The sequence below is a fragment of the Pseudomonas sp. CCOS 191 genome (genome assembly GCF_001007005.1).
Lineage (GTDB): Bacteria > Pseudomonadota > Gammaproteobacteria > Pseudomonadales > Pseudomonadaceae > Aquipseudomonas > Aquipseudomonas soli.
Genome location: NZ_LN847264.1, coordinates 5,465,208 through 5,489,503, shown reverse-complemented (window position 1 = coordinate 5,489,503; position 24,296 = coordinate 5,465,208). Strand labels below are relative to the sequence as shown.

Sequence of the window (24,296 nt, the reverse complement as noted above, 5' to 3'; positions counted from 1 at the left end):
TGGGCAGGTAATGCCCACTCCCTGCTCCGCCAGGAGGAAAGGCCTTGAAAGACCTACTGAATTTGCTGAAAAACCAGGGTCAAGTCGAAGAGTTCGACGCCATCCGCATCGGTCTGGCGTCGCCTGAAATGATCCGTTCGTGGTCGTTCGGTGAAGTCAAGAAGCCGGAAACCATCAACTACCGTACGTTCAAGCCTGAGCGTGACGGCCTGTTCTGCGCCAAGATCTTTGGCCCAGTCAAGGACTACGAGTGCCTGTGCGGCAAGTACAAGCGCCTCAAGCACCGCGGCGTGATCTGCGAGAAGTGCGGCGTTGAGGTTGCCCTGGCCAAGGTTCGTCGTGAGCGCATGGCGCACATCGAACTGGCCTCGCCGGTTGCCCATATCTGGTTCCTGAAGTCGCTGCCGTCCCGTATCGGCCTGCTGATGGACATGACCCTGCGTGACATCGAACGCGTGCTCTACTTCGAGAGCTACGTGGTGATCGATCCGGGCATGACCACCCTCGAGAAGGGTCAGCTGCTGAACGACGAGCAGTACTTCGAAGCGCTGGAAGAGTTCGGTGACGACTTCGACGCCCGCATGGGTGCCGAGGCTGTCCGCGAACTGCTGCACGCTATCGACCTGGAGCACGAGATCGGCCGCCTGCGCGAAGAAATTCCGCAGACCAACTCGGAAACCAAGATCAAGAAGCTGTCCAAGCGCCTGAAGCTGATGGAAGCTTTCCAGGGCTCGGGCAACCTGCCTGAGTGGATGGTCCTGACCGTCCTGCCAGTCCTGCCGCCGGACCTGCGTCCGCTGGTACCGCTGGATGGCGGCCGCTTCGCGACCTCCGACCTGAACGACCTGTATCGTCGGGTGATCAACCGTAACAACCGTCTGAAGCGCCTGCTCGATCTGTCGGCGCCGGACATCATCGTGCGCAACGAAAAGCGCATGCTGCAGGAAGCGGTCGACGCCCTGCTCGACAACGGCCGTCGCGGTCGCGCCATCACTGGCTCGAACAAGCGTCCGCTGAAGTCCCTGGCCGACATGATCAAAGGTAAGCAAGGTCGCTTCCGTCAGAACTTGCTCGGTAAGCGCGTGGACTACTCCGGTCGTTCGGTAATTACCGTAGGCCCGACCCTGCGTCTGCACCAGTGCGGTCTGCCGAAGAAGATGGCCCTCGAGCTGTTCAAGCCGTTCATTTTCGGCAAGCTGGAAATGCGTGGTCTGGCGACCACCATCAAGGCTGCCAAGAAGATGGTCGAGCGCGAGCTGCCGGAGGTGTGGGACGTGCTCGCCGAGGTGATCCGCGAACACCCCGTACTGCTCAACCGTGCGCCTACCCTGCACCGTCTGGGTATCCAGGCTTTCGAGCCTGTGCTGATCGAAGGTAAGGCTATCCAGCTGCACCCGCTGGTCTGCGCCGCGTACAACGCCGACTTCGACGGTGACCAGATGGCCGTTCACGTGCCGCTGACCCTGGAAGCCCAGCTCGAAGCGCGCGCGCTGATGATGTCGACCAACAACATCCTGTCGCCAGCCAACGGTGAGCCAATCATCGTTCCGTCGCAGGACGTGGTACTGGGTCTGTACTACATGACCCGTGAAGCCATCAACGCCAAGGGCGAAGGTCGCGTATTCGCCGACCTGCAGGAAGTCGACCGCGTATTCCGCGCCGGCGAAGCCGCCCTGCACGCGAAAATCAAGGTTCGTATCAACGAAACCGTGAAAGACCGTGATGGCAGCATCACCAAGAACACCCGTATCGTCGACACCACCGTCGGCCGTGCGCTGCTGTTCCAGGTAGTACCGGCCGGCCTGCCGTTCGACGTCGTCAACCAGTCGATGAAGAAGAAGGCGATCTCCAAGCTGATCAACCAGTGCTACCGCGTGGTGGGTCTGAAAGAGACCGTGATCTTCGCTGACCAGCTGATGTACACCGGTTTTGCCTACTCGACCATTTCCGGCGTTTCGATCGGCGTTAACGACTTCGTTATCCCGGACGAGAAAGCCCGCATCATCGGTACCGCTACCGACGAAGTGAAGGAAATCGAGAGCCAGTACGCCTCCGGCCTGGTAACCCAGGGCGAGAAGTACAACAAGGTCATCGACTTGTGGTCCAAGGCGAACGACGAAGTGTCCAAGGCGATGATGGCCAACCTCTCGAAAGAGAAGGTAGTCGATCGCGAGGGCAAGGAAGTCGAGCAAGAGTCCTTCAACTCGATGTACATGATGGCCGACTCCGGTGCGCGTGGTTCCGCCGCTCAGATCCGTCAGCTGGCCGGTATGCGTGGCCTGATGGCCAAGCCGGACGGCTCGATCATCGAGACGCCGATCACCGCGAACTTCCGTGAAGGTCTGAGCGTACTGCAGTACTTCATCTCGACTCACGGTGCTCGTAAAGGTCTGGCGGATACCGCGTTGAAAACCGCGAACTCCGGTTACCTGACTCGCCGTCTGGTGGACGTTGCCCAGGATCTGGTTGTGACCGAGATCGACTGCGGCACCGACCAGGGCCTGCTGATGACCCCGCACATCGAAGGCGGCGACGTTGTCGAGCCGCTGGGTGAGCGCGTACTGGGTCGTGTCATCGCTCGTGACGTATTCAAGCCAGGCACCGAGGACGTCATTGTTCCGGCCGGTACCCTGGTAGACGAGCAGTGGGTCGAGTTCATCGAGCTGAACAGCATCGACGAAGTCGTCGTGCGTTCGCCGATCAACTGCGAAACCCGCTACGGCATCTGCGCCAAGTGCTACGGTCGTGACCTGGCTCGTGGTCACCAGGTGAACATCGGTGAAGCTGTCGGCGTTATCGCTGCACAGTCGATCGGTGAGCCGGGTACCCAGCTGACCATGCGTACGTTCCACATCGGTGGTGCTGCAAGCCGTACTTCGGCTGCCGACAGCGTCCAGGTGAAGAACGGCGGTATGGTGCGTCTGCACAACCTGAAGCAGGTCGAGCGTGCCGACGGTAACCTGGTTGCCGTATCGCGTTCCGGCGAGCTGGCGATTGCCGACGAGTTCGGTCGTGAGCGTGAGCGTTACAAGCTGCCTTACGGTGCCGTGATTTCGGTCAAGGAAGGTGACAAGGTCGAAGCTGGCGCCATCGTCGCCAAGTGGGACCCGCACACCCACCCGATCGTTACCGAGCTGAAAGGTACCGTGACCTTCGTGGGCATGGAAGAAAACATCACCATCAAGCGTCAGACCGATGAACTGACCGGCTTGACCAACATTGAAGTCCTGGACGTCAAGGATCGCCCTGCCGCAGGCAAGGAAATCCGTCCGGCGATCAAGATGGTCGACGCCAATGGCAAGGACCTGTACCTGCCAGGTACCGACGTACCTGCCCAGTACTTCCTGCCGGCCAACGCCCTCGTCGGTGTGGCTGACGGTGCCCAGATCGGCGTCGGTGACGTTATCGCGCGTATCCCGCAAGAAACGTCGAAGACCCGTGACATCACCGGTGGTCTGCCACGCGTTGCCGACTTGTTCGAAGCGCGCCGTCCGAAAGAAGCCTCGATCCTGGCTGAAGTCAGCGGCACCATCGCGTTCGGTAAAGAGACCAAGGGCAAGCGTCGCCTGGTCATCACTCCGACCGACGGTAGCGATCCGTATGAAGAGCTGATTCCGAAGTGGCGCCACCTGAACGTCTTCGAAGGCGAACAGGTCAACCGCGGCGAAGTTATCTCCGACGGCCCGAGCGATCCGCACGACATCCTGCGTCTGCTGGGTGTGAGCGCGCTGGCGAAGTACATCGTCAACGAGATCCAGGACGTTTACCGTCTGCAAGGCGTGAAGATCAACGACAAGCACATCGAGACCATCCTGCGTCAGATGCTGCGCAAGGTCGAGATCTCCGAGTCGGGCGATTCCAGCTTCATCAAGGGCGACCAGATGGAACTGACTCAGGTCCTGGTAGAGAACGAGCGTCTCGCCGGCGAAGACAAGTTCATCTCCAAGTTCACCCGTGTGTTGCTGGGTATCACCAAGGCTTCGCTGTCCACCGAATCGTTCATCTCGGCGGCTTCCTTCCAGGAAACCACCCGTGTACTGACCGAGGCGGCGGTAACCGGCAAGCGTGACTACCTGCGCGGCCTGAAAGAGAACGTGGTCGTGGGTCGTCTGATCCCGGCCGGTACCGGTCTGGCCTACCACAGCGAGCGCAAGCGTCGCCGTGATGCCGACAAACCGCTGCGTGTGAGCGCCAGTGAGGTGGAAGCCGCACTGACCGAAGCACTGAATTCCAGCGGTAACTAAGTACAGGGCAGGGCCCCGGCAAGCCTCGGGCGGGCATCGGCGACATGATTTGTTGCCGATGACCGGGCGAGGAGGGCCGGGGCCTCGTCTTGACTGGGTGCAAGATCCTCTTTAGACTTTTGTACCCTTAAATTTGGTGAGGCTCCGTCTCGCCAATTTTTGGCTTTCTTGCAAGACAATAGAGTCGCAAGACAATCAGTGGAGCTAGTAGATGGCAACTATCAACCAGCTGGTACGTCAGCCGCGTAAGCGTTCGGTCGAGAAGTCCGACGTTCCTGCGCTGCAGAACTGCCCGCAGCGTCGTGGCGTGTGCACCCGCGTGTACACCACCACGCCGAAAAAACCTAACTCGGCACTGCGTAAAGTATGCCGTGTGCGTCTGACCAACGGTTTCGAGGTTTCCTCGTACATCGGTGGTGAAGGCCACAACCTGCAAGAGCACAGCGTCGTCCTGATCCGTGGCGGCCGTGTAAAAGACTTGCCAGGTGTTCGTTACCACACCGTTCGCGGCTCTCTGGATACTTCGGGCGTCAAAGGCCGTAACCAGGGTCGTTCGAAGTACGGTACCAAGCGTCCGAAGTAATCGGCCGTTTGCACATATCCATTTTTTTGAGTCGATAAGAGTAAGGTCGGGCAGGGGTCGAAGACCCACGTCCCGGGCTAACCTGAAGACCGTTTGAGGGCTTATCATGCCAAGACGTCGTGTAGCAGCAAAACGTGAGATCCTGGACGATCCGAAGTACGGATCCCAGATCCTCGCCAAGTTCATGAACCACGTGATGGAAAGCGGCAAGAAGGCCGTGGCCGAGCGCATCGTTTACGGTGCCCTGGACGCAGTCAAAGCACGCAAGAACAGCGACCCCCTGGAAATCTTCGAGAAAGCTCTCGACGCCATCGCTCCGCTGGTCGAAGTAAAGTCCCGCCGTGTCGGCGGTGCCACTTACCAGGTCCCGGTTGAAGTTCGTCCGTCCCGTCGTAACGCTCTGGCAATGCGCTGGCTCGTAGACTACGCCCGCAAGCGCGGCGAGAAGTCGATGGCCCTGCGCCTGGCCGGTGAACTGCTGGATGCTGCCGAAGGCAAAGGTGCTGCAGTCAAGAAGCGTGAAGACGTTCACCGTATGGCTGAAGCCAACAAAGCGTTCTCGCACTACCGCTTCTAATTCAAGCATCAATCATTTTGCGAGGGCTTTATGGCTCGTACTACAGCAATTAACCGCTACCGTAACATTGGTATCTGTGCCCACGTTGACGCGGGCAAGACCACCACTACCGAGCGGATCCTGTTCTACACAGGTCTTAGCCACAAGATGGGCGAGGTGCATGACGGCGCCGCGACCACCGACTGGATGGTGCAGGAGCAGGAGCGCGGTATCACCATTACCTCCGCTGCCGTTACCACCTTCTGGAAAGGTTCTGTCGGTCAGTACGACAACTACCGCGTAAACGTCATCGATACCCCCGGCCACGTTGACTTCACCATTGAAGTTGAGCGTTCGCTGCGCGTACTCGACGGCGCGGTCGTTGTGTTCTGCGGTACCTCCGGCGTTGAGCCGCAGTCCGAAACCGTATGGCGTCAAGCCAACAAGTACGGCGTTCCACGTGTTGTCTACGTGAACAAGATGGACCGTGCCGGTGCCAACTTCCTGCGCGTCGTAGGTCAGATCAAGAATCGTCTGGGTCACACCCCGGTTCCGGTTCAGCTGGCCATCGGTTCGGAAGATAACTTCCAGGGTCAGGTCGACCTGATCAAGATGAAGGCTATCTACTGGAACGACGACGACAAAGGCACCACCTACCGCGAGGAAGAAATTCCTGCGGACATGCTCGAGCTGGCCGAAGAATGGCGCGCGAACATGGTGGAAGCTGCTGCCGAAGCCAGCGAAGAGCTGATGAACAAGTACCTTGAAGAAGGTGAGCTGACCGTCGAAGAGATCAAGGCAGGCCTGCGTGCGCGCACCCTGGCCAGCGAGATCGTTCCGGCTGTCTGCGGTTCGTCGTTCAAGAACAAGGGCGTTCCCCTGGTTCTCGACGCTGTCATCGACTACCTGCCTGCTCCGACCGAGATCCCTGCAATCCAGGGCATCAACCCGGACGACAAAGAGCTGGACAAAGAAGATCCGGCTGTTCGTAAAGACGAGCGTCACGCAGACGACGACGAGCCGTTCTCGGCTCTGGCGTTCAAGATCGCGACTGACCCGTTCGTGGGTACTCTGACCTTCGTTCGCGTCTACTCGGGTGTTCTGGCCTCCGGTGACTCGGTCATCAACTCGGTCAAGGGCAAGAAAGAGCGCGTTGGTCGTATGGTGCAGATGCACGCGAACCAGCGTGAAGAGATCAAGGAAGTACGCGCTGGTGACATCGCGGCCCTGATCGGCATGAAAGATGTGACCACCGGTGAAACCCTGTGCAACATCGAGAAGCCAATCATCCTTGAGCGTATGGACTTCCCTGAGCCGGTGATTTCGCTCTCCGTCGAGCCGAAAACCAAGGCTGACCAGGAGAAGATGGGTATCGCTCTGGGCAAGCTGGCCCAGGAAGACCCGTCGTTCCGCGTCAAGACCGACGAAGAAACCGGCCAGACCATCATCTCCGGTATGGGTGAGCTGCACCTGGACATCCTCGTTGACCGCATGAAGCGCGAATTCAACGTCGAAGCCAACATCGGTAAGCCTCAGGTTTCGTACCGTGAGAAGATCACCAAATCCGGCGTTGAGATCGAAGGCAAATTCGTTCGTCAGTCGGGTGGTCGTGGCCAGTTCGGTCACTGCTGGATCCGTTTCTCGGAGCCAGATCAGGACGACAAGGGCAACATCACCGAAGGTCTGGTGTTCTCCAACGAAGTCGTTGGCGGTGTGATTCCTAAGGAATTCATCGCTCCGATCCAGAAGGGTATCGAAGAGCAGATGAAAAACGGCGTTGTTGCCGGTTATCCTCTGATCGGCCTGAAGGCCACGGTATTCGACGGTTCGTACCACGACGTCGACTCCAACGAAATGGCGTTCAAAATCGCTGCTTCGATGGCAACCAAGCAACTGGCCCAGAAGGGCGGTGGCGTGGTTCTCGAGCCGATCATGAAGGTCGAAGTTGTAACCCCGGAAGACTACCTGGGTGACGTGATGGGTGACCTGAACCGTCGTCGTGGTCTGGTCCAGGGTATGGATGAGTCGGTCTCTGGCCGCGTCGTCCGCGCTGAGGTTCCGCTGGGAGAGATGTTCGGTTACGCAACCGACGTTCGTTCCATGTCTCAGGGTCGCGCAAGCTACTCCATGGAATTCTCGAAGTACGCTGAAGCTCCGTCGAACATCGTCGAAGCTCTCATTAAAAAACAAGGCTGATTCAGCCCCTTTAGGCTAGGAGTTCACTGTCGTGGCTAAAGAAAAATTTGATCGTTCCCTTCCGCACGTCAACGTTGGCACCATCGGTCACGTTGACCACGGTAAAACCACTCTGACCGCAGCTCTGACTCGCGTCTGCTCCGAAGTTTTCGGTTCGGCAATCGTTGAGTTCGACAAGATCGACTCGGCTCCGGAAGAAAAAGCTCGCGGTATCACCATCAACACCGCGCACGTCGAGTACAACTCGACCATTCGTCACTACGCTCACGTTGACTGCCCAGGTCACGCTGACTACGTGAAGAACATGATCACCGGTGCTGCCCAGATGGATGGCGCGATCCTGGTTTGCTCGGCCGCCGATGGTCCGATGCCACAAACCCGTGAGCACATCCTGCTGTCCCGTCAGGTTGGCGTTCCGTACATCGTGGTCTTCCTGAACAAGGCTGACCTGGTAGACGACGCTGAGCTGCTGGAACTGGTCGAGATGGAAGTTCGCGACCTGCTGTCCACCTACGACTTCCCAGGCGACGACACTCCGATCATCATCGGTTCGGCTCGTATGGCGCTGGAAGGCAAAGACGACAACGAAATGGGCACTACCGCTGTCAAGAAGCTGGTAGAGACTCTGGATAGCTACATTCCTGAGCCAGTTCGTGCCATCGACCAGCCATTCCTGATGCCGATCGAAGACGTATTCTCGATCTCGGGTCGTGGTACCGTTGTTACCGGTCGTATCGAGCGTGGTATCGTCCGCGTTCAGGACGCCCTGGAAATCGTTGGTCTGCGTGACACCACCACCACCACCTGCACCGGTGTTGAGATGTTCCGCAAGCTGCTGGACGAAGGTCGTGCTGGCGAGAACTGCGGCGTTCTGCTGCGTGGTACCAAGCGTGACGACGTTGAGCGTGGCCAGGTTCTGGTCAAGCCAGGTTCGGTCAAGCCGCACACCAAGTTCACCGCAGAAGTCTACGTCCTGTCGAAGGAAGAAGGCGGCCGTCACACTCCGTTCTTCAAAGGCTACCGTCCTCAGTTCTACTTCCGTACCACTGACGTGACCGGTAACTGCGAACTGCCGGAAGGCGTTGAAATGGTAATGCCAGGTGACAACATCCAGATGACTGTCACCCTGATCAAGACCATCGCAATGGAAGACGGTCTGCGTTTCGCCATCCGTGAAGGCGGTCGTACCGTCGGCGCCGGCGTCGTAGCCAAAATCATCGAGTAATCACTCGACCGATTGAAAAAGCCCCCGCTCAGCGGGGGCTTTTTTTATTGGGTTGACACTAAATTGGGGCGTCTATAGAATCACGCCTCCTTTTAGCGGGCGTAGTGCGTCCGTTGGGAACAGCCTGGAGTCTGAAATCCAATGCAAAATCAGCAAATCCGTATCAGGTTGAAGGCTTTCGACCATCGCCTGATCGACCAATCCACCCAGGAAATCGTGGAAACCGCGAAACGTACTGGTGCACAAGTGCGTGGTCCAATTCCACTGCCTACCCGCAAAGAGCGTTTCACCGTTCTGGTCTCCCCGCACGTCAACAAAGACGCGCGTGACCAGTACGAGATTCGCACTCATAAGCGTGTTCTGGACATCGTCCAGCCAACGGATAAAACCGTTGACGCGCTGATGAAGCTTGATCTGGCGGCCGGCGTGGAAGTACAGATCAGCCTCGGCTAAGACTTCGGTCTGGTCGTGTAACGCTCTGAAATGGGCGGCCATAGCGGGTGAAAGCCCCGTACACTCATGAGGTTTACAACATGACTATTGGTGTAGTCGGTCGGAAAGCGGGCATGACCCGTATTTTCACCGAAGAAGGTGTCTCCATTCCGGTCACGGTCATCGAGATCGAGCCGAATCGCGTCACCCAGTTCAAAACCGAAGAAACTGATGGCTACCGTGCAGTGCAAGTCACTGTCGGCGAGCGTCGTGCTTCGCGTGTGACCGCCGCTCAGGCAGGCCACTTTGCCAAGGCCAACGTTGCCGCTGGTCGCGGTGTCTGGGAGTTCCGTCTTGAAGAAGGCGATTTCCAGGCTGGCGATCTGATCAAAGCTGAACTCTTCACTGCAGGCCAGCTGGTAGACGTAACCGGTCAGTCCAAAGGTAAAGGCTTCGCCGGTACCATCAAGCGCTGGAACTTCCGTGGTCAAGATAACACCCACGGTAACTCCGTATCGCACCGTGTCCCTGGCTCCATCGGCCAGTGCCAGACTCCTGGTCGTGTATTCAAGGGCAAGAAAATGTCCGGTCACATGGGCGCTGAGCGCGTGACTGTGCAGTCCCTGGAAGTAGTACGCGTAGACGCTGAACGCAACCTGCTGCTGATCAAGGGTGCCGTTCCAGGCGCTACTGGCGGCGACGTGGTTGTGCGTCCAGCTGTCAAGGCTCGCGGGTAAGGGGAAACTGACATGCAACTTAATGTAAATGACGCTCAGGCGATCGAAGTTTCCGAACTGACTTTCGGTGGCGAATTCAACGAGACGCTGGTACACCAAGCAGTCGTGGCCTACATGGCCGGCGGCCGTCAGGGCACCAAGCAGCAGAAGACCCGTTCTGACGTGGCCGGTGGCGGTAAGCGCCCATGGCGTCAGAAAGGTACTGGCCGTGCTCGTGCCGGTACTACCCGTGGTCCGATCTGGCGTGGCGGTGGTGTAACCTTCGCAGCTCGTCCTCAAGATCACTCGCAGAAGCTCAACAAGAAGATGTACCGCGCAGCCCTGCGCTCCATCCTCGCTGAGCTGGTGCGTAGCGACCGTCTGGTCGTGGTTCAGGACTTCGCTGTTGAAGCACCGAAAACCAAAGATCTGCTGAACAAGCTGAACGGCATGGGTCTGAGCGACGTACTGATCGTTTCGGACGCTGTTGATCAGAACCTGTACCTGGCTGCTCGTAACCTGCCGCACGTCGACGTACGTGACGTTCAAGGTTCCGACCCGGTCAGTCTGATCGCATACGAGAAAGTGTTGATCACTGTCTCGGCCGTGAAGAAATTCGAGGAGCTGCTGGGATGAACCAGGAACGCGTATTCAAAGTCCTCCTTGGCCCGCACGTTTCCGAGAAGGCTACCGTTCTGGCTGAGAAAAAAGGCCAGTTCGTATTCAAGGTTGCTACCGATGCAACCAAGCTGGAAATCAAGAAAGCTGTCGAAGGCCTGTTCAACGTAAAAGTTGAAAACGTGTCGACCGTTAACGTTCTGGGTAAAACCAAGCGTACCGCACGTGGTCTGGGCAAGCGTAATGACTGGAAGAAGGCGATCGTCTCCCTTCAGCCAGGCCAAGATCTCGATTTCAGCAGCAGTGCTGAGTAAGGAAGGGGTGCATCATGGCAATCGTTAAATGCAAACCGACTTCCCCTGGCCGCCGTTTCGTGGTCAAGGTGGTCAACAAGGAGCTGCACAAAGGCGCTCCTCACGCACCGCTGATCGAGAAGAAATCGAAGTCTGGTGGTCGTAACAACAATGGCCGCATCACCACGCGTCACGTGGGTGGTGGTCATAAGCAGCACTACCGTCTGGTCGACTTCCGTCGCAACGACAAAGATGGCATTCCAGCCACTGTCGAGCGTATCGAATACGATCCAAACCGTACTGCTCACATCGCCCTGCTGTGCTACGCAGACGGTGAGCGTCGCTACATCATCGCCCCTAAAGGCGTGAGTGCTGGCGACCAGCTGATCGCAGGTGCCCTGGCCCCAATCAAGGCCGGTAACTCCCTGCAACTGCGCAACATTCCAGTAGGTAGCACCATTCACGGCATCGAACTGAAGCCGGGTAAAGGTGCTCAGATCGCTCGTTCCGCTGGTGCTTCGGCTCAGCTGATCGCTCGCGAAGGTGTCTACGTGACCCTGCGTCTGCGCTCTGGTGAAATGCGTAAAGTCCTGGCTGAGTGCCGTGCGACCCTGGGCGAAGTCTCGAACTCCGAGCACAGCCTGCGTTCGCTGGGTAAAGCTGGTGCCAAACGCTGGCGCGGCGTTCGCCCAACCGTTCGTGGTGTTGCCATGAACCCGGTTGACCACCCGCATGGTGGTGGTGAAGGTCGTACCTCCGGTGGTCGTCATCCGGTATCGCCATGGGGCTTCCCAACCAAGGGTGCTAAAACCCGTGGTAATAAGCGTACCGACAACATGATCGTCCGTCGTCGCAAGTAACTAGAGGGATACGACAGTGCCACGTTCTCTGAAAAAAGGTCCTTTTATCGATCTTCACCTGTTGAAGAAGGTCGAAGTGGCGGTGGAGAAGAACGATCGCAAGCCAGTTAAAACCTGGTCGCGCCGTTCGATGATCCTGCCACAAATGGTCGGTCTGACCATCGCGGTACACAACGGTCGCCAACACGTCCCAGTTCTCGTGAACGAAGACATGGTCGGCCACAAACTGGGCGAGTTCGCCGGTACCCGCACCTACCGCGGGCACGTGGCTGACAAGAAAGCCAAGCGTTAAGGGGTAAGGAAATGGAAGTAGCCGCTAAGTTGTCGGGCGCTCGCATCTCCGCCCAGAAAGCCCGCTTGGTCGCCGACCAGATCCGCGGGAAGAAGGTGGGCGAAGCGCTCAACCTGTTGGCCTTCAGCAGCAAAAAAGCCGCTGAAATCATGAAGAAAGTCCTCGAGTCGGCCGTTGCCAACGCCGAACACAACGAAGGCGCAGACGTTGATGACCTGAAGGTCTCCACCGTCTTCGTCAACGAAGGGCGTTCGCTGAAGCGCATCATGCCACGTGCCAAAGGCCGTGCTGATCGCATCGTCAAGCGGTCTTGCCATATCACTGTCAAGGTTGCGGACAAGTAACGGAGTCGATCAGATGGGTCAGAAAGTACATCCCACTGGCATTCGCCTGGGAATCGTCAAGGAGCACACCTCCGTCTGGTACGCAGACGGCGCGACTTACGCAGATTACCTGCTGAAGGATCTGCAAACTCGCGAGTACCTCCAAGACAAACTAAAAAGCGCGTCCGTTAGCCGTATCGATATTCATCGCCCGGCTCAAACTGCACGCATCACCATCCACACCGCTCGTCCCGGTATCGTTATCGGCAAGAAAGGTGAAGATGTTGAGAAGCTGCGTCAGGACCTGACCAAGCAGATGGGTGTGCCTGTGCACATCAACATCGAAGAGATCCGCAAGCCGGAACTCGACGCTATGCTGGTTGCTCAGAGCGTAGCCCAGCAGCTGGAACGCCGCGTAATGTTCCGTCGCGCCATGAAGCGCGCCGTGCAGAACGCCATGCGTATTGGTGCCAAGGGCATCAAGATCCAGGTGAGCGGTCGTCTCGGCGGCGCCGAGATCGCACGTACCGAGTGGTATCGCGAAGGTCGTGTGCCTCTGCACACCCTGCGTGCCGATATCGACTACAACACCTACGAAGCTCACACCACCTACGGTGTGATCGGTGTGAAGGTTTGGATCTTCAAAGGCGAAGTTATTGGTGGTCGCCAGGAAGAGCTGAAGCCGCAAGCACCAGCGCCTCGTAAAAAAGCTGCTAAGTAAGGGGTACGCCAAATGTTGCAACCAAAGCGTACAAAATTCCGCAAGCAGATGACCGGCCACAACCGTGGTCTGGCACTGCGCGGTAGCAAGGTCAGCTTCGGCGAGTTCGCTCTGAAAGCTGTCGCCCGCGGTCGTCTCACCGCTCGCCAGATCGAGTCGGCACGTCGTGCCCTGACCCGTCACGTTAAGCGTGGCGGCAAGATCTGGATCCGTGTGTTCCCGGACAAGCCGGTTACCAAGAAGCCTCTTGAAGTGCGGATGGGTAAAGGTAAGGGTTCCGTGGAATACTGGGTTGCCCAGATTCAGCCAGGCAAAGTCCTGTACGAGATCGAGGGTGTTTCTGAAGAGCTGGCGCGCGAAGCTTTCGCCCTGGCTGCTGCAAAGCTGCCACTCGCCACCTCCTTTGTTAAGCGGACGGTGATGTGATGAAAGCGAATGAACTTCGTGAAAAATCCGCACAGCAACTGAATGAGCAACTGCTCGGCTTGCTGCGCGACCAGTTCAATCTGCGCATGCAGAAAGCAACTGGCCAGTTGGGGCAGTCGCACCTGCTCTCGCAAGTTAAGCGTGACATCGCTCGCGTGAAAACTGTGCTCAACCAGCAGGCAGGTAAGTGATCATGGCTGAAGCTGAAAAAACCGTCCGTACGCTGACTGGCCGTGTCGTCAGCGACAAAATGGACAAGACCATCACCGTTCTGATCGAGCGTCGCGTAAAGCACCCGATCTACGGTAAATACGTTAAGCGTTCGACTAAGCTGCACGCGCACGACGAAGCCAACCAGTGCAAGATCGGCGACAAGGTTTCCATCCGTGAAACCCGTCCGCTGGCCAAGACCAAGTCCTGGGCACTGGTTGAAGTCCTCGAACGCGCTGTTGAAGTCTAAGGGCTAGGGGTCGGAGAAATTTTATGATTCAGACTCAATCCATGCTCGATGTGGCCGATAACAGCGGCGCTCGTCGCGTCATGTGCATCAAGGTGCTCGGCGGTTCCCACCGTCGTTACGCCGGTATCGGTGACATCATCAAAGTTACCGTCAAGGAAGCAATTCCTCGCGGTAAGGTCAAAAAAGGCCAGGTGATGACCGCTGTTGTCGTCCGTACCCGTCACGGTGTACGTCGCGCTGACGGTTCCATCATTCGTTTCGACGGCAACGCTGCTGTTCTGCTGAACACCAAGCAAGAGCCGATCGGTACTCGCATCTTCGGGCCAGTGACCCGTGAACTTCGTACCGAGAAGTTCATGAAGATCGTTTCGCTCGCCCCTGAAGTGCTCTAAGGAGATCCGACATGCAAAAGATTCGTCGTGACGACGAGATCATCGTGATCGCCGGCAAAGACAAGGGTAAGCGCGGTAAGGTGCTGAAGGTTCTGGCTGATGACCGTCTGGTCATCGGTGGCGTGAACCTGGTCAAGCGTCATACCAAGCCTAACCCGATGGCGGGCGTTCAGGGCGGTATCGTCGAAAAAGAAGCGCCACTGCACGCTTCCAACGTTGCCATCTTCAACAGCGAAACCAACAAGGCTGACCGCGTTGGCTTCAAAGTAGAAGAAGGCAAGAAAATTCGTGTCTTCAAGTCGACCCAAAAAGCGGTTGATGCTTGAACACTGCTAGGTAGAAGACCATGGCACGACTGAAAGAGATTTACCGGAACGAAATCGCTCCCAAGCTTAAGGAAGAACTTAAGCTGTCGAACGTGATGGAAGTTCCGCGCGTTACCAAAATCACCCTGAACATGGGTCTGGGCGAAGCGATCGGCGACAAGAAAGTCATCGAGCACGCTGTTGCCGACCTGGAAAAGATCACCGGTCAAAAGCCGGTCGTGACTTTCGCTCGTAAATCCATCGCGGGCTTCAAAGTCCGTGAAGGCTGGCCGATCGGCGTCAAGGTGACCCTGCGTAGCGACAAGATGTACGAATTCCTGGACCGCCTGCTGGCGATCTCCCTGCCTCGGGTTCGCGACTTCCGCGGCCTGAATGCCAAGTCCTTCGATGGTCGTGGCAACTACAGCATGGGCGTGAAAGAGCAGATCATCTTCCCGGAAATCGACTACGACAAGATCGATGCTCTGCGCGGTTTGGACATCACCCTGACCACCACTGCTCGTTCGGACGACGAAGGCCGCGCTCTGCTGCGTGCATTCAAGTTCCCGTTCCGCAACTGATTGGAGTAGGAAAATGGCCAAGAAGAGCATGAAAAACCGCGAGCTGAAGCGTCAGCTCACGGTAGCCAAGTACGCCAAAAAGCGTGCCGAGCTGAAAGCGACCATCGTCAACCTGAACGCCTCTCCAGAAGAGCGTTTCGCTGCCGTTGTCGCCCTGCAGAAGCAACCACGTGACGCCAGCGCTTCGCGCATGCGTAACCGTTGCCGCATCACCGGTCGTCCGCACGGCGTGTACCGCAAGTTCGGCCTCGGCCGTAACAAGCTGCGCGAAGCCGCCATGCGTGGTGACGTGCCGGGTCTGGTCAAGGCCAGCTGGTAATCCCGGTTGGCGTGACCGCCGGTGGAAGGGGAGTGATCTTCCGACCGCCGGTGACCTCGCATTGAAACAAGCCCCTATATGGGGCTTGTTTCGTTTCTGCCTTGTGTCTAGAATGACCGGCTCACCTGAGCCCGGGTTTTTTGCCCTGCCTGTTCGGGTGGTTGTGATAGCCGCAAGGCTAATAATTCTTGTATCAGGAGCATCTAGCCCATGAGTATGCAGGACCCGTTAGCGGACATGCTAACTCGCATCCGTAATGCCCAGATGGCTGAAAAGTCTGTCGTAAGCATGCCTTCTTCTACCCTGAAGGTCGCGGTTGCCAAAGTACTGAAAGACGAAGGCTACATCGCTGGCTACGAAGTCAACGGCGAAGCCAAGCCTTCCCTGTCGATCGAACTGAAGTACTTCGAAGGCCGTCCGGTCATCGAGGAACTGAAGCGTACCAGCCGTCCTGGCCTGCGCCAGTACAAGGCCGTCACTGAGCTGCCGAAAGTACGTGGCGGCTTGGGCGTGTCTATCGTCTCCACCAACAAAGGTGTGATGACTGACCGCGCTGCGCGCGCTGCCGGTGTCGGCGGCGAAGTTCTGTGCACAGTGTTCTAAGGGGAGATAGGCATGTCTCGCGTCGCTAAGAACCCCGTTAAGCTGCCAGCAGGCGTCGAAGTCAAATTCGCCGGCCAGCAGCTTTCGGTGAAGGGTGCCAAGGGCACTCTCGAACTGAACGTTCACTCGTCTGTTGAAGTTACCGAAGAGTCTGGTGAGCTGCGTTTCGTCGCTCGCAACGGTGACCAGCAAGCTCGCGCCATGGCCGGTACCACCCGCGCCCTGGTGAACAACATGGTCCAAGGCGTAAGCCAAGGCTTCGAGCGCAAGCTCCAGCTGGTCGGTGTTGGTTACAAAGCTCAGGCCAAAGGCACCGTCCTGAACCTGGCTCTGGGCTTCTCGCACCCAGTGGATTACGAACTGCCAGCCGGTATCACCGCTGAAACCCCAAGCCAGACCGACATCCTGATCAAGGGTATCGACAAGCAGCTGGTGGGTCAGGTGGCCGCTGAAGTCCGCGGTTTCCGTCCGCCAGAGCCTTACAAGGGCAAGGGTGTGCGTTACGCGGACGAAGTAGTCCGTCGTAAAGAAGCCAAGAAGAAGTAGGGCCTAGCAAATGACCGACAAAAAAGTTATTCGACTGCGTCGCGCTCGCAAAGCACGCCTGAAAATGCACGAGCTCGAAGCCGTGCGTCTGTGCGTGTTCCGCTCCTCGCAGCACATCTATGCCCAGGTCATTTCGGCCGACGGCAGCAAGGTTCTGGCAAGCGCCTCTACCTTGGACAAAGAACTGCGTGATGGCGCCACTGGCAACATCGACGCGGCCACTAAGGTTGGCAAGCTGGTAGCTGAGCGCGCGAAAGCCGCCGGTGTATCTCAAGTTGCCTTTGACCGTTCCGGCTTCAAGTACCATGGCCGCGTCAAAGCGCTGGCTGATGCTGCTCGTGAAGGCGGGCTGGAGTTCTAAGTTATGGCAAATAACGATCAAAAGCGCGACGAAGGCTACATCGAGAAGCTGGTTCAAGTTAACCGCGTAGCCAAAACCGTTAAAGGCGGCCGTATCTTCACCTTCACCGCGCTGACCGTGGTAGGTGATGGCAAGGGTCGTGTTGGCTTTGGCCGTGGCAAATCGCGCGAAGTACCTGCCGCGATCCAGAAAGCCATGGAAGCTGCTCGTCGCAACATGATTCAGGTTGACCTGAAGGGCACCACCCTGCAGTACGCCACCAAGGCCGCCCACGGCGCCTCGAAGGTCTACATGCAGCCTGCCTCGGAAGGTACCGGTATCATCGCCGGCGGCGCAATGCGTGCCGTCCTGGAAGTTGCTGGTGTTCAGAACGTCCTGGCCAAGTGCTACGGTTCGACCAACCCGGTGAACGTGGTTCACGCCACCTTCAAGGGTCTGAAAGCCATGCAATCCCCTGAGTCCATTGCTGCCAAGCGCGGCAAGACTGTTGAGGAGATCCGCTGATCATGGCAACCGTCAAAGTAACGCTGATCAAGAGCGTCTCGGGCCGTATCCCTAACCACAAGCTGTGCGTGAAGGGTCTGGGTCTGCGTCGTATCGGTCACACTGTAGAAGTCCAGGATACTCCCGAGAACCGCGGGATGATCAACAAGGCTTACTACATGCTGAAGGTCGAGGGTTAATCAATGAAACTCAATGATCTGAGTCCAGCGCCGGGTTCCCGTCGCGAGAAGCACCGTCCGGGCCGTGGTATCGGTAGCGGTCTGGGCAAGACTGGTGGCCGTGGTCACAAAGGTCAGACTTCCCGTTCCGGTGGCTCCATCGCTCCAGGCTTCGAAGGCGGTCAACAGCCGCTGCACCGTCGCCTGCCGAAGTTCGGCTTCGTTTCCCTGAAAGCCATGGACCGCGCAGAAGTGCGTCTGTCCGAGCTGGCCAAGGTGGAAGGCGATCTGATCACCGTTCAGTCCCTGAAGGACGCCAACGTGATCGGCCAGCACGTACAGCGTGTGAAAATCATGCTGTCGGGCGAAGTCACTCGCGCAGTCACCCTCAAGGGTATCGCCGTCACCAAAGGTGCACGTGCGGCTATCGAAGCAGCTGGCGGCAAGTTCGAGGAATAAATGGCTAAGCAAGGTGCTCTCTCTTCGCTCGGTAAGGGCGGGATGTCGGAACTCTGGGCTCGTCTGCGTTTTCTGTTCATGGCGATCATCGTCTATCGGATTGGCGCGCACATCCCGGTACCAGGCATTAACCCGGACCGTCTCGCGGATCTGTTCCGGCAGAATGAGGGGACCATTCTTAGCTTGTTCAACATGTTTTCCGGCGGCGCGCTGGAGCGCATGAGCATCTTTGCACTGGGGATCATGCCGTACATCTCGGCATCGATCATCATGCAGCTCATGACCGCTGTCAGCCCGCAGCTGGAGCAGTTGAAGAAGGAAGGTGAAGCTGGCCGTCGCAAGATCAGCCAGTACACCCGCTACGGCACCGTTATCCTGGCGCTGGTTCAAGCCATTGGCATGTCCATTGGCCTGGCCAACCAGGGCGTGGCGTTTTCTGTTGGCCTCGGCTTCCATGTCGTCGCCGTCTCCACCTTCGTGGCGGGCGCGATGTTCATGATGTGGCTGGGCGAGCAGATCACCGAGCGCGGTGTGGGCAACGGTATCTCGATGTTGATCTTCGCAGGTATCGTTGCCGGTCTTCCGAGAGCAATCGGGCAGTCTTTCGAGTCTGCACGCACAGGCGATATCAACATCTTCGCCCTGGTCGCAATCGGTTTGCTGGCAGTAGCGATTATCGGCTTCGTGGTGTTCATCGAGCGTGGTCAGCGTCGTATCGCCGTTCACTACGCCAAGCGTCAGCAGGGCCGCAAGGTCTTCGCTGCGCAGACCAGCCACCTGCCGCTGAAAGTGAACATGGCGGGCGTAATCCCGGCCATTTTCGCGAGCAGCATCTTGCTGTTCCCGGCTTCGCTGGGTGCCTGGTTCGGTCAGTCTGAAGGTATGGGCTGGCTGCAGGACATCTCGCAGTCGATCGCTCCTGGTCAGCCGTTGAACATTCTGCTGTTTAGTGCAGGGATCATTTTCTTCTGCTTCTTCTACACAGCGTTGATGTTCAACCCGAAAGACGTAGCGGAAAACCTGAAGAAGTCCGGTGCCTTTATTCCGGGCATCCGTCCTGGTGAACAGTCGGCGCGCTACATTGATGGCGTTCTGACCCGTTTGACCATGTTCGGTGCTCTTTACATGATGGCCGTGTGCCTTCTGCCCCAGTTCCTGGTGGTAGCAGCAAACGTGCCGTTCTACCTTGGCGGGACCTCGTTGCTGATTGTGGTAGTGGTTGTGATGGACTTCATGTCCCAAGTACAATCGCACCTCGTTTCGCACCAGTACGAATCCCTGATGAAGAAAGCCAACCTGAAAGGCTACGGCGGCAGCGGTCTGCTGCGCTGATTTAGCCCCTTAAGGTTCGAGGAGTCGGTAATGAAAGTTCGTGCATCGGTGAAAAAGCTGTGCCGCAACTGCAAGATCATTCGTCGCGAAGGTATCGTGCGCGTGATCTGCAGCGCGGAACCGCGTCACAAGCAGCGCCAAGGCTGAGTGTGATCCGCGCTTCAAACCCAGCAGCTAGTGTGCTGCTGGGTTGATTATTCGTTTCTACAGCGATATTATCTCGCGCCCTATTTCTTGGCTTCCGGGGCGTAGGTAGCTGTCAATTGGAGTCCCACTGAATGGCCCGTATTGCAGGCGTCAACATTCCAGATAACAAGCATACTGTTATCTCGCTGACCTACATCTATGGTGTCGGTCGCACAACTGCACAGAAAATCTGTGCGGATGCTGGTGTAAACCCAGCCGCTAAGATCAAGGATCTGAGCGACGAGCAAATCGAAACCCTGCGTGGCGAAGTCGCGAAGTTCACCACCGAAGGTGACCTGCGCCGTGACATCAACATGAAGATCAAGCGCTTGATGGACCTGGGTTGCTACCGCGGCCTGCGTCATCGTAAAGGTCTGCCGGTTCGCGGTCAGCGCACCAAGACCAACGCACGCACCCGTAAGGGCCCGCGTAAGCCGATCCGCAAGTAATCGCCCAGGAATATAGACATGGCAAAACCTGCTGCTCGTCCTCGTAAAAAAATCAAAAAGACAGTGGTTGATGGCATCGCCCACATCCATGCGTCTTTCAACAACACCATCGTGACCATCACCGACCGTCAGGGCAACGCACTGTCCTGGGCTACTTCCGGTGGTTCGGGTTTCCGTGGTTCGCGCAAATCCACCCCGTTCGCAGCACAGATCGCTGCTGAGCGTGCTGGTCAAGCTGCGCTGGAATACGGTCTGAAGAACCTCGACGTGAACGTCAAGGGTCCAGGTCCAGGTCGTGAGTCCGCCGTTCGTGCACTGAACAGCTGCGGCTACAAGATCGCCAGCATCACCGACGTGACGCCAATCCCGCATAACGGGTGCCGTCCGCCGAAGAAGCGTCGCGTGTAATCAGGAGACAGATAAATGGCACGTTACATTGGTCCAAAATGCAAACTGTCTCGCCGTGAAGGCACTGACCTGTTCCTGAAGAGCGGCGTTCGCGCTCTGGAATCGAAGTGCAACATCGAAGCAGCCCCAGGTATCCACGGCCAGCGCCGTGGCCGTCAGTCCGACTACGGTACCCAGCTGCGCGAGAAACAAAAAGTTCGTCGTATCTACGGTGTTCTGGAGCGTCAGTTCCGCGGTTACTACCAAGCTGCTGCCTCGAAAAAAGGCGCAACCGGTGAGAACCTGCTGCAACTGCTCGAGTGCCGTCTGGATAACGTCGTTTACCGTATGGGCTTCGGCTCGACTCGTTCCGAGTCCCGTCAGCTGGTTTCGCACAAAGCGATCAGCGTCAACGGTAAGACTGTAAACATTCCATCCTACCAAGTTCGTCCGGGTGACGTGGTCTCGGTTCGCGAGAAGTCGCTGAACCAGCTGCGCATTGTTCAAGCCCTTGAACTGTGCGCCCAGCGTGGCCGCGTTGAGTGGGTTGATGTGGATGCTGCTAAAAAGTCGGGCGTTTTCAAGAACGTTCCTGCTCGCAGCGACCTGTCCGCCGACATCAACGAAAACCTGATTGTCGAGCTCTACTCCAAGTAAGGGCTAGAAAATAGGTGCATCCATGCAGATTTCGGTAAATGAGTTTCTGACACCCCGTCACATCGACGTGCAGGTTGTCAGTCCAACCCGCGCCAAGATCACGCTCGAGCCTCTCGAGCGTGGCTTCGGCCATACCCTGGGCAACGCGCTGCGCCGCATCCTGTTGTCCTCCATGCCTGGCTGTGCAGTAGTCGAGGCCGAGATCGATGGCGTACTCCACGAGTACTCCGCGATCGAAGGTGTACAGGAAGACGTCATTGAAATCCTGTTGAACCTGAAAGGCCTGGCTATCAAACTGCACGGTCGTGACGAAGTTACGCTGACCTTGTCGAAAAAGGGTTCGGGGGTGGTTACCGCTGCCGATATTCAGCTGGATCACGATGTCGAGATCGTCAACCCCGATCACGTAATCGCGAACCTGGCGTCCAACGGCGCCCTGAACATGAAGCTCACTGTAGCTCGTGGTCGCGGTTACGAGCCGGCCGACTCCCGTCAGACCGACGAAGACGAAAGCCGCAGCATTGGCCGTCTCCAGCTGGACGCTTCGTTCAGCCCGGTGCGTCGTATCGCCTACGTGGTCGAGAACGCCCGTGTTGAGCAGCGTACCAACCTGGACAAGCTGGTCATCGATCTGGAAACCAACGGTACCCTGGATCCTGAAGAGGCCATCCGTCGTGCCGCGACCATCCTGCAACAGCAGCTGGCCGCGTTCGTCGACCTCAAAGGTGACAGCGAGCCGGTTGTGGTCGAGCAGGAAGACGAGATCGATCCGATCCTGCTGCGCCCGGTTGACGACCTGGAACTGACCGTACGTTCGGCCAACTGCCTCAAGGCGGAGAACATCTACTACATCGGCGACCTGATTCAGCGTACCGAAGTAGAGCTGTTGAAGACTCCTAACCTGGGCAAGAAGTCCCTGACTGAAATCAAGGACGTCCTGGCCTCCCGTGGTCTGTCTCTCGGCATGCGCCTCGACAACTGGCCGCCTGCAAGCCTTAAGAAAGACGACAAGGCGACTGCCTGATCGTCGTAATCACCGAACGTTGTGTTTGGTAAGGAATGAATCATGCGTCATCGTAAAAGTGGACGTCACCTGAGCCGTACCAGCTCTCACCGCAAAGCTATGTTCCAGAACATGGCTGTGTCGCTGATCGAGCACGAGCTGATCAAAACCACCCTGCCGAAAGCCAAGGAACTGCGCCGCGTTGCCGAGCCGCTGATCACCCTGGCCAAGGAAGACAGCGTTGCCAACCGTCGTCTGGCCTTCGACCGTACCCGTTCGAAGTCCGCCGTTGGCAAACTGTTCAACGACCTGGGCAAGCGCTACGCCACCCGTCAGGGCGGCTACCTGCGTATCCTGAAGTGCGGTTTCCGCGCTGGCGACAACGCGCCTATGGCGTACGTCGAGCTGGTTGATCGTCCGGTCGGTGGTGCTGTAGAAGCTGCCGAGTAAGACGTTCTGTCTGCTACAAGAAACCGGGCCTAGGCCCGGTTTTTTGTTGTCTGGTGAATTGTTATTTTCTATTGATATAAGTCACTTAATGAATTTGTCCTTGTAACCTCGCTCGACAATACTCTCCTCAAGCCGATTAGCCGGCAATTCAAGACCGATCAGGAGAGCCCATGAGCAAGATTCTCACTACCGCCAGCGGTGCACCCGTAGCCGACAACCAGAACTCCCGTTCCGCAGGCCCCCGTGGCCCGCTGCTGCTCGACGACTTCCACCTGCTCGAGAAGCTTGCCCACTTCAACCGCGAGAACATCCCGGAGCGCCGCGTGCACGCCAAGGGTTCCGGCGCCTACGGTACCTTCACCGTGACCCGCGATATCACCGAGCTCACCAGTGCCAGGCTGTTTGACGCTATCGGCAAGCAGACCGAGACGTTCCTGCGATTCTCCACCGTGGGTGGCGAGCGCGGCTCCGCGGACACCGAGCGCGACCCGCGTGGTTTTGCGGTGAAGTTCTATACCGAGGAAGGTAACTGGGACATCGTCGGCAACAATACCCCGGTATTTTTCATTCGTGATCCGCTGAAGTTCCCCGACTTCATCCACACTCAGAAGCGCCACCCACAGACCAACCTGAAGAACGCGCAAATGATGTGGGACTTCTGGTCGCATTCGCCCGAGGCACTGCACCAGGTCACCATCCTGTTCTCCGATCGCGGCATTCCCGATGGCTACCGCCACATGCACGGCTTCGGCAGCCACACCTACAGCCTGATCAACGCCAAGGGCGAGCGGACCTGGGTCAAATGGCACTTCAAGACCCAGCAAGGCATCAAGAACCTGGCGCCGGCCGATGCCGCCCGACTGGCCGGGAGCGACCCGGACTACGCCCAGCGTGACCTGTTCGAGGCCATCGAGCGCGGCGATTTCCCGCGTTGGACCGTTTGCATCCAGGTGATGAGCGAGGCCGAGGCGGCCAGCCGCGACGAAAACCCGTTCGATGTGACCAAGACCTGGTCGCAGAAGGACTACCCGTTGATCGAAGTCGGTGTGCTGGAACTCAACCGCAACCCGCTCAACTACTTCGCCGAAGTCGAGCAGGCGGCGTTCGGGCCCAGCAACATGGTCCCCGGGGTTGGCCTGTCGCCAGACCGCATGCTGCAGGGGCGTGTGTTCGCCTATGCCGATGCGCATCGCTACCGCGTAGGCACCAACCACCAGCAACTGCCGGTCAATGCGCCTCGCAGCCCGGTGAACAGCTATCAGCGCGACGGTTCCATGGCCATCGGCGCATACGGCGGCGCTCCTAACTACGAGCCCAACAGCCATGCAAGCGCGCCGAAGCAATCGCCGCGGCATGCCGAGCCCGCTCTGGCCCTGAACGGCTCGGCGGATCGTTATGATCACCGTGAGGACAACGATTACTACAGCCATGCCGGGGCGTTGTTCCGCCTGATGAGCGATGAGCAAAAGGCGCTGTTGATCAACAACATCGCCGGGACCATGGCCGGTGTCAGCGACGATGTCATCCAGCGTCAGCTGCACTACTTCTTCAAGGCTGATCCGGCTTATGGAGAAGGGATCGCCAAGGCATTGGGTGTGAATCTCGGCTAAGTCGAAGTGATAAGAAGAACCGCCCTCATTTGGGCGGTTTTTCAATGAA

Annotated in this window: 34 protein-coding genes; all 34 read left to right on the top strand. The window is 57.7% G+C overall.

Annotation, left to right across the window (positions count from 1 at the left end; translation table 11 throughout):
* Nucleotides 1-44 precede the first annotated feature (44 nt).
* The 34 genes from rpoC to CCOS191_RS24390 all read left to right on the top strand — a co-directional run bounded on the left by rpoC (nucleotide 45) and on the right by CCOS191_RS24390 (nucleotide 24,247).
* Nucleotides 45-4,244 carry a DNA-directed RNA polymerase subunit beta' gene (gene rpoC / locus CCOS191_RS24555; protein ID WP_046857349.1) on the top strand — a complete coding sequence of 1,400 codons (4,200 nt, stop codon included), beginning with the start codon at nucleotides 45-47 and terminating at the stop codon, nucleotides 4,242-4,244.
* Between the two features lie 211 nt (nucleotides 4,245-4,455).
* Entirely contained in the window at nucleotides 4,456-4,827 is a 372-nt protein-coding gene (rpsL, locus tag CCOS191_RS24550) for a 30S ribosomal protein S12 (protein WP_003255492.1), read from the top strand.
* Nucleotides 4,828-4,933: 106 nt separating this feature from the next.
* Nucleotides 4,934-5,404, top strand: coding sequence for a 30S ribosomal protein S7 (gene rpsG, locus CCOS191_RS24545; protein WP_023628750.1), 471 nt, complete (start codon nucleotides 4,934-4,936; stop codon nucleotides 5,402-5,404).
* Nucleotides 5,405-5,434: 30 nt separating this feature from the next.
* Nucleotides 5,435-7,579: an elongation factor G gene (gene fusA / locus CCOS191_RS24540; RefSeq protein ID WP_046857348.1), complete on the top strand. Its 2,145-nt coding sequence runs from the start codon at nucleotides 5,435-5,437 to the stop codon at nucleotides 7,577-7,579.
* A gap of 31 nt (nucleotides 7,580-7,610) precedes the next feature.
* A complete protein-coding gene (gene tuf, locus CCOS191_RS24535; RefSeq protein ID WP_046857347.1) occupies nucleotides 7,611-8,804 on the top strand; it encodes an elongation factor Tu in 1,194 nt (397 codons plus the stop codon).
* A 141-nt stretch (nucleotides 8,805-8,945) separates the two neighbouring features.
* Entirely contained in the window at nucleotides 8,946-9,257 is a 312-nt protein-coding gene (gene rpsJ, locus CCOS191_RS27705) for a 30S ribosomal protein S10 (protein ID WP_003186070.1), read from the top strand.
* 80 nt (nucleotides 9,258-9,337) lie between these two features.
* The gene (gene rplC / locus CCOS191_RS24525) at nucleotides 9,338-9,973 is read left to right on the top strand and encodes a 50S ribosomal protein L3 (RefSeq protein WP_011531887.1); all 636 of its coding nucleotides are present in this window, start codon (nucleotides 9,338-9,340) and stop codon (nucleotides 9,971-9,973) included.
* Between the two features lie 12 nt (nucleotides 9,974-9,985).
* The gene (gene rplD, locus CCOS191_RS24520) at nucleotides 9,986-10,588 is read left to right on the top strand and encodes a 50S ribosomal protein L4 (protein WP_003255485.1); all 603 of its coding nucleotides are present in this window, start codon (nucleotides 9,986-9,988) and stop codon (nucleotides 10,586-10,588) included.
* Nucleotides 10,585-10,884, top strand: a complete 300-nt coding sequence (rplW, locus tag CCOS191_RS24515; protein ID WP_003255484.1) for a 50S ribosomal protein L23 — start codon at nucleotides 10,585-10,587, stop codon at nucleotides 10,882-10,884. Before rplD ends, rplW begins: the two co-directional genes overlap by 4 nt.
* Nucleotides 10,885-10,898: 14 nt before the next feature.
* Entirely contained in the window at nucleotides 10,899-11,723 is an 825-nt protein-coding gene (rplB, locus tag CCOS191_RS24510) for a 50S ribosomal protein L2 (RefSeq protein WP_003255483.1), read from the top strand.
* 16 nt (nucleotides 11,724-11,739) lie between these two features.
* On the top strand, nucleotides 11,740-12,015 hold the full coding sequence (rpsS, locus tag CCOS191_RS24505; RefSeq protein ID WP_003255482.1) for a 30S ribosomal protein S19: 276 nt from the start codon (nucleotides 11,740-11,742) through the stop codon (nucleotides 12,013-12,015).
* An 11-nt stretch (nucleotides 12,016-12,026) separates the two neighbouring features.
* Nucleotides 12,027-12,359, top strand: a complete 333-nt coding sequence (rplV, locus tag CCOS191_RS24500) for a 50S ribosomal protein L22 (protein ID WP_003103908.1) — start codon at nucleotides 12,027-12,029, stop codon at nucleotides 12,357-12,359.
* A 13-nt stretch (nucleotides 12,360-12,372) separates the two neighbouring features.
* Nucleotides 12,373-13,059 (top strand): 30S ribosomal protein S3, encoded by a 687-nt coding sequence (gene rpsC, locus CCOS191_RS24495; RefSeq protein WP_011531889.1) that lies wholly within the window; start codon nucleotides 12,373-12,375, stop codon nucleotides 13,057-13,059.
* 12 nt (nucleotides 13,060-13,071) lie between these two features.
* Nucleotides 13,072-13,485 (top strand): 50S ribosomal protein L16, encoded by a 414-nt coding sequence (rplP, locus tag CCOS191_RS24490; RefSeq protein ID WP_009397508.1) that lies wholly within the window; start codon nucleotides 13,072-13,074, stop codon nucleotides 13,483-13,485.
* A complete protein-coding gene (rpmC, locus tag CCOS191_RS24485; RefSeq protein ID WP_002555481.1) occupies nucleotides 13,485-13,676 on the top strand; it encodes a 50S ribosomal protein L29 in 192 nt (63 codons plus the stop codon). Before rplP ends, rpmC begins: the two co-directional genes overlap by 1 nt.
* Nucleotides 13,677-13,678: 2 nt before the next feature.
* Nucleotides 13,679-13,945: a 30S ribosomal protein S17 gene (gene rpsQ, locus CCOS191_RS24480; protein ID WP_003255478.1), complete on the top strand. Its 267-nt coding sequence runs from the start codon at nucleotides 13,679-13,681 to the stop codon at nucleotides 13,943-13,945.
* A gap of 23 nt (nucleotides 13,946-13,968) precedes the next feature.
* Nucleotides 13,969-14,337, top strand: coding sequence for a 50S ribosomal protein L14 (gene rplN / locus CCOS191_RS24475; RefSeq protein ID WP_008089810.1), 369 nt, complete (start codon nucleotides 13,969-13,971; stop codon nucleotides 14,335-14,337).
* 11 nt (nucleotides 14,338-14,348) lie between these two features.
* Nucleotides 14,349-14,663: a 50S ribosomal protein L24 gene (gene rplX / locus CCOS191_RS24470; protein ID WP_023629180.1), complete on the top strand. Its 315-nt coding sequence runs from the start codon at nucleotides 14,349-14,351 to the stop codon at nucleotides 14,661-14,663.
* Between the two features lie 20 nt (nucleotides 14,664-14,683).
* Nucleotides 14,684-15,223, top strand: coding sequence for a 50S ribosomal protein L5 (rplE, locus tag CCOS191_RS24465; RefSeq protein ID WP_003255474.1), 540 nt, complete (start codon nucleotides 14,684-14,686; stop codon nucleotides 15,221-15,223).
* 13 nt (nucleotides 15,224-15,236) lie between these two features.
* Nucleotides 15,237-15,542 (top strand): 30S ribosomal protein S14, encoded by a 306-nt coding sequence (rpsN, locus tag CCOS191_RS24460; protein WP_023629181.1) that lies wholly within the window; start codon nucleotides 15,237-15,239, stop codon nucleotides 15,540-15,542.
* Between the two features lie 210 nt (nucleotides 15,543-15,752).
* Nucleotides 15,753-16,145 (top strand): 30S ribosomal protein S8, encoded by a 393-nt coding sequence (gene rpsH, locus CCOS191_RS24455; RefSeq protein ID WP_046857345.1) that lies wholly within the window; start codon nucleotides 15,753-15,755, stop codon nucleotides 16,143-16,145.
* 12 nt (nucleotides 16,146-16,157) lie between these two features.
* The gene (rplF, locus tag CCOS191_RS24450) at nucleotides 16,158-16,691 is read left to right on the top strand and encodes a 50S ribosomal protein L6 (protein ID WP_046857344.1); all 534 of its coding nucleotides are present in this window, start codon (nucleotides 16,158-16,160) and stop codon (nucleotides 16,689-16,691) included.
* Nucleotides 16,692-16,701: 10 nt separating this feature from the next.
* A complete protein-coding gene (rplR, locus tag CCOS191_RS24445) occupies nucleotides 16,702-17,052 on the top strand; it encodes a 50S ribosomal protein L18 (RefSeq protein WP_023629183.1) in 351 nt (116 codons plus the stop codon).
* Between the two features lie 3 nt (nucleotides 17,053-17,055).
* Nucleotides 17,056-17,556, top strand: a complete 501-nt coding sequence (gene rpsE / locus CCOS191_RS24440; protein WP_046857343.1) for a 30S ribosomal protein S5 — start codon at nucleotides 17,056-17,058, stop codon at nucleotides 17,554-17,556.
* A gap of 2 nt (nucleotides 17,557-17,558) precedes the next feature.
* Complete coding sequence (gene rpmD, locus CCOS191_RS24435; RefSeq protein WP_011531895.1) at nucleotides 17,559-17,735, top strand: 50S ribosomal protein L30; 177 nt, start codon at nucleotides 17,559-17,561, stop codon at nucleotides 17,733-17,735.
* Nucleotides 17,736-17,738: 3 nt separating this feature from the next.
* Nucleotides 17,739-18,173, top strand: a complete 435-nt coding sequence (gene rplO / locus CCOS191_RS24430) for a 50S ribosomal protein L15 (protein ID WP_011531896.1) — start codon at nucleotides 17,739-17,741, stop codon at nucleotides 18,171-18,173.
* Complete coding sequence (secY, locus tag CCOS191_RS24425) at nucleotides 18,174-19,505, top strand: preprotein translocase subunit SecY (RefSeq protein WP_003257108.1); 1,332 nt, start codon at nucleotides 18,174-18,176, stop codon at nucleotides 19,503-19,505.
* Between the two features lie 30 nt (nucleotides 19,506-19,535).
* Complete coding sequence (rpmJ, locus tag CCOS191_RS24420; RefSeq protein ID WP_011531897.1) at nucleotides 19,536-19,652, top strand: 50S ribosomal protein L36; 117 nt, start codon at nucleotides 19,536-19,538, stop codon at nucleotides 19,650-19,652.
* A 131-nt stretch (nucleotides 19,653-19,783) separates the two neighbouring features.
* The gene (rpsM, locus tag CCOS191_RS24415) at nucleotides 19,784-20,140 is read left to right on the top strand and encodes a 30S ribosomal protein S13 (RefSeq protein ID WP_003255457.1); all 357 of its coding nucleotides are present in this window, start codon (nucleotides 19,784-19,786) and stop codon (nucleotides 20,138-20,140) included.
* Nucleotides 20,141-20,158: 18 nt separating this feature from the next.
* A complete protein-coding gene (rpsK, locus tag CCOS191_RS24410; RefSeq protein WP_012270237.1) occupies nucleotides 20,159-20,548 on the top strand; it encodes a 30S ribosomal protein S11 in 390 nt (129 codons plus the stop codon).
* 15 nt (nucleotides 20,549-20,563) lie between these two features.
* A complete protein-coding gene (rpsD, locus tag CCOS191_RS24405; RefSeq protein WP_023629185.1) occupies nucleotides 20,564-21,184 on the top strand; it encodes a 30S ribosomal protein S4 in 621 nt (206 codons plus the stop codon).
* Between the two features lie 22 nt (nucleotides 21,185-21,206).
* On the top strand, nucleotides 21,207-22,208 hold the full coding sequence (locus tag CCOS191_RS24400; protein ID WP_003255452.1) for a DNA-directed RNA polymerase subunit alpha: 1,002 nt from the start codon (nucleotides 21,207-21,209) through the stop codon (nucleotides 22,206-22,208).
* Between the two features lie 42 nt (nucleotides 22,209-22,250).
* On the top strand, nucleotides 22,251-22,637 hold the full coding sequence (rplQ, locus tag CCOS191_RS24395; RefSeq protein WP_003255451.1) for a 50S ribosomal protein L17: 387 nt from the start codon (nucleotides 22,251-22,253) through the stop codon (nucleotides 22,635-22,637).
* A gap of 170 nt (nucleotides 22,638-22,807) precedes the next feature.
* Nucleotides 22,808-24,247 (top strand): catalase, encoded by a 1,440-nt coding sequence (locus tag CCOS191_RS24390; RefSeq protein WP_046857342.1) that lies wholly within the window; start codon nucleotides 22,808-22,810, stop codon nucleotides 24,245-24,247.
* The last annotated feature ends 49 nt before the right edge of the window (nucleotides 24,248-24,296 follow it).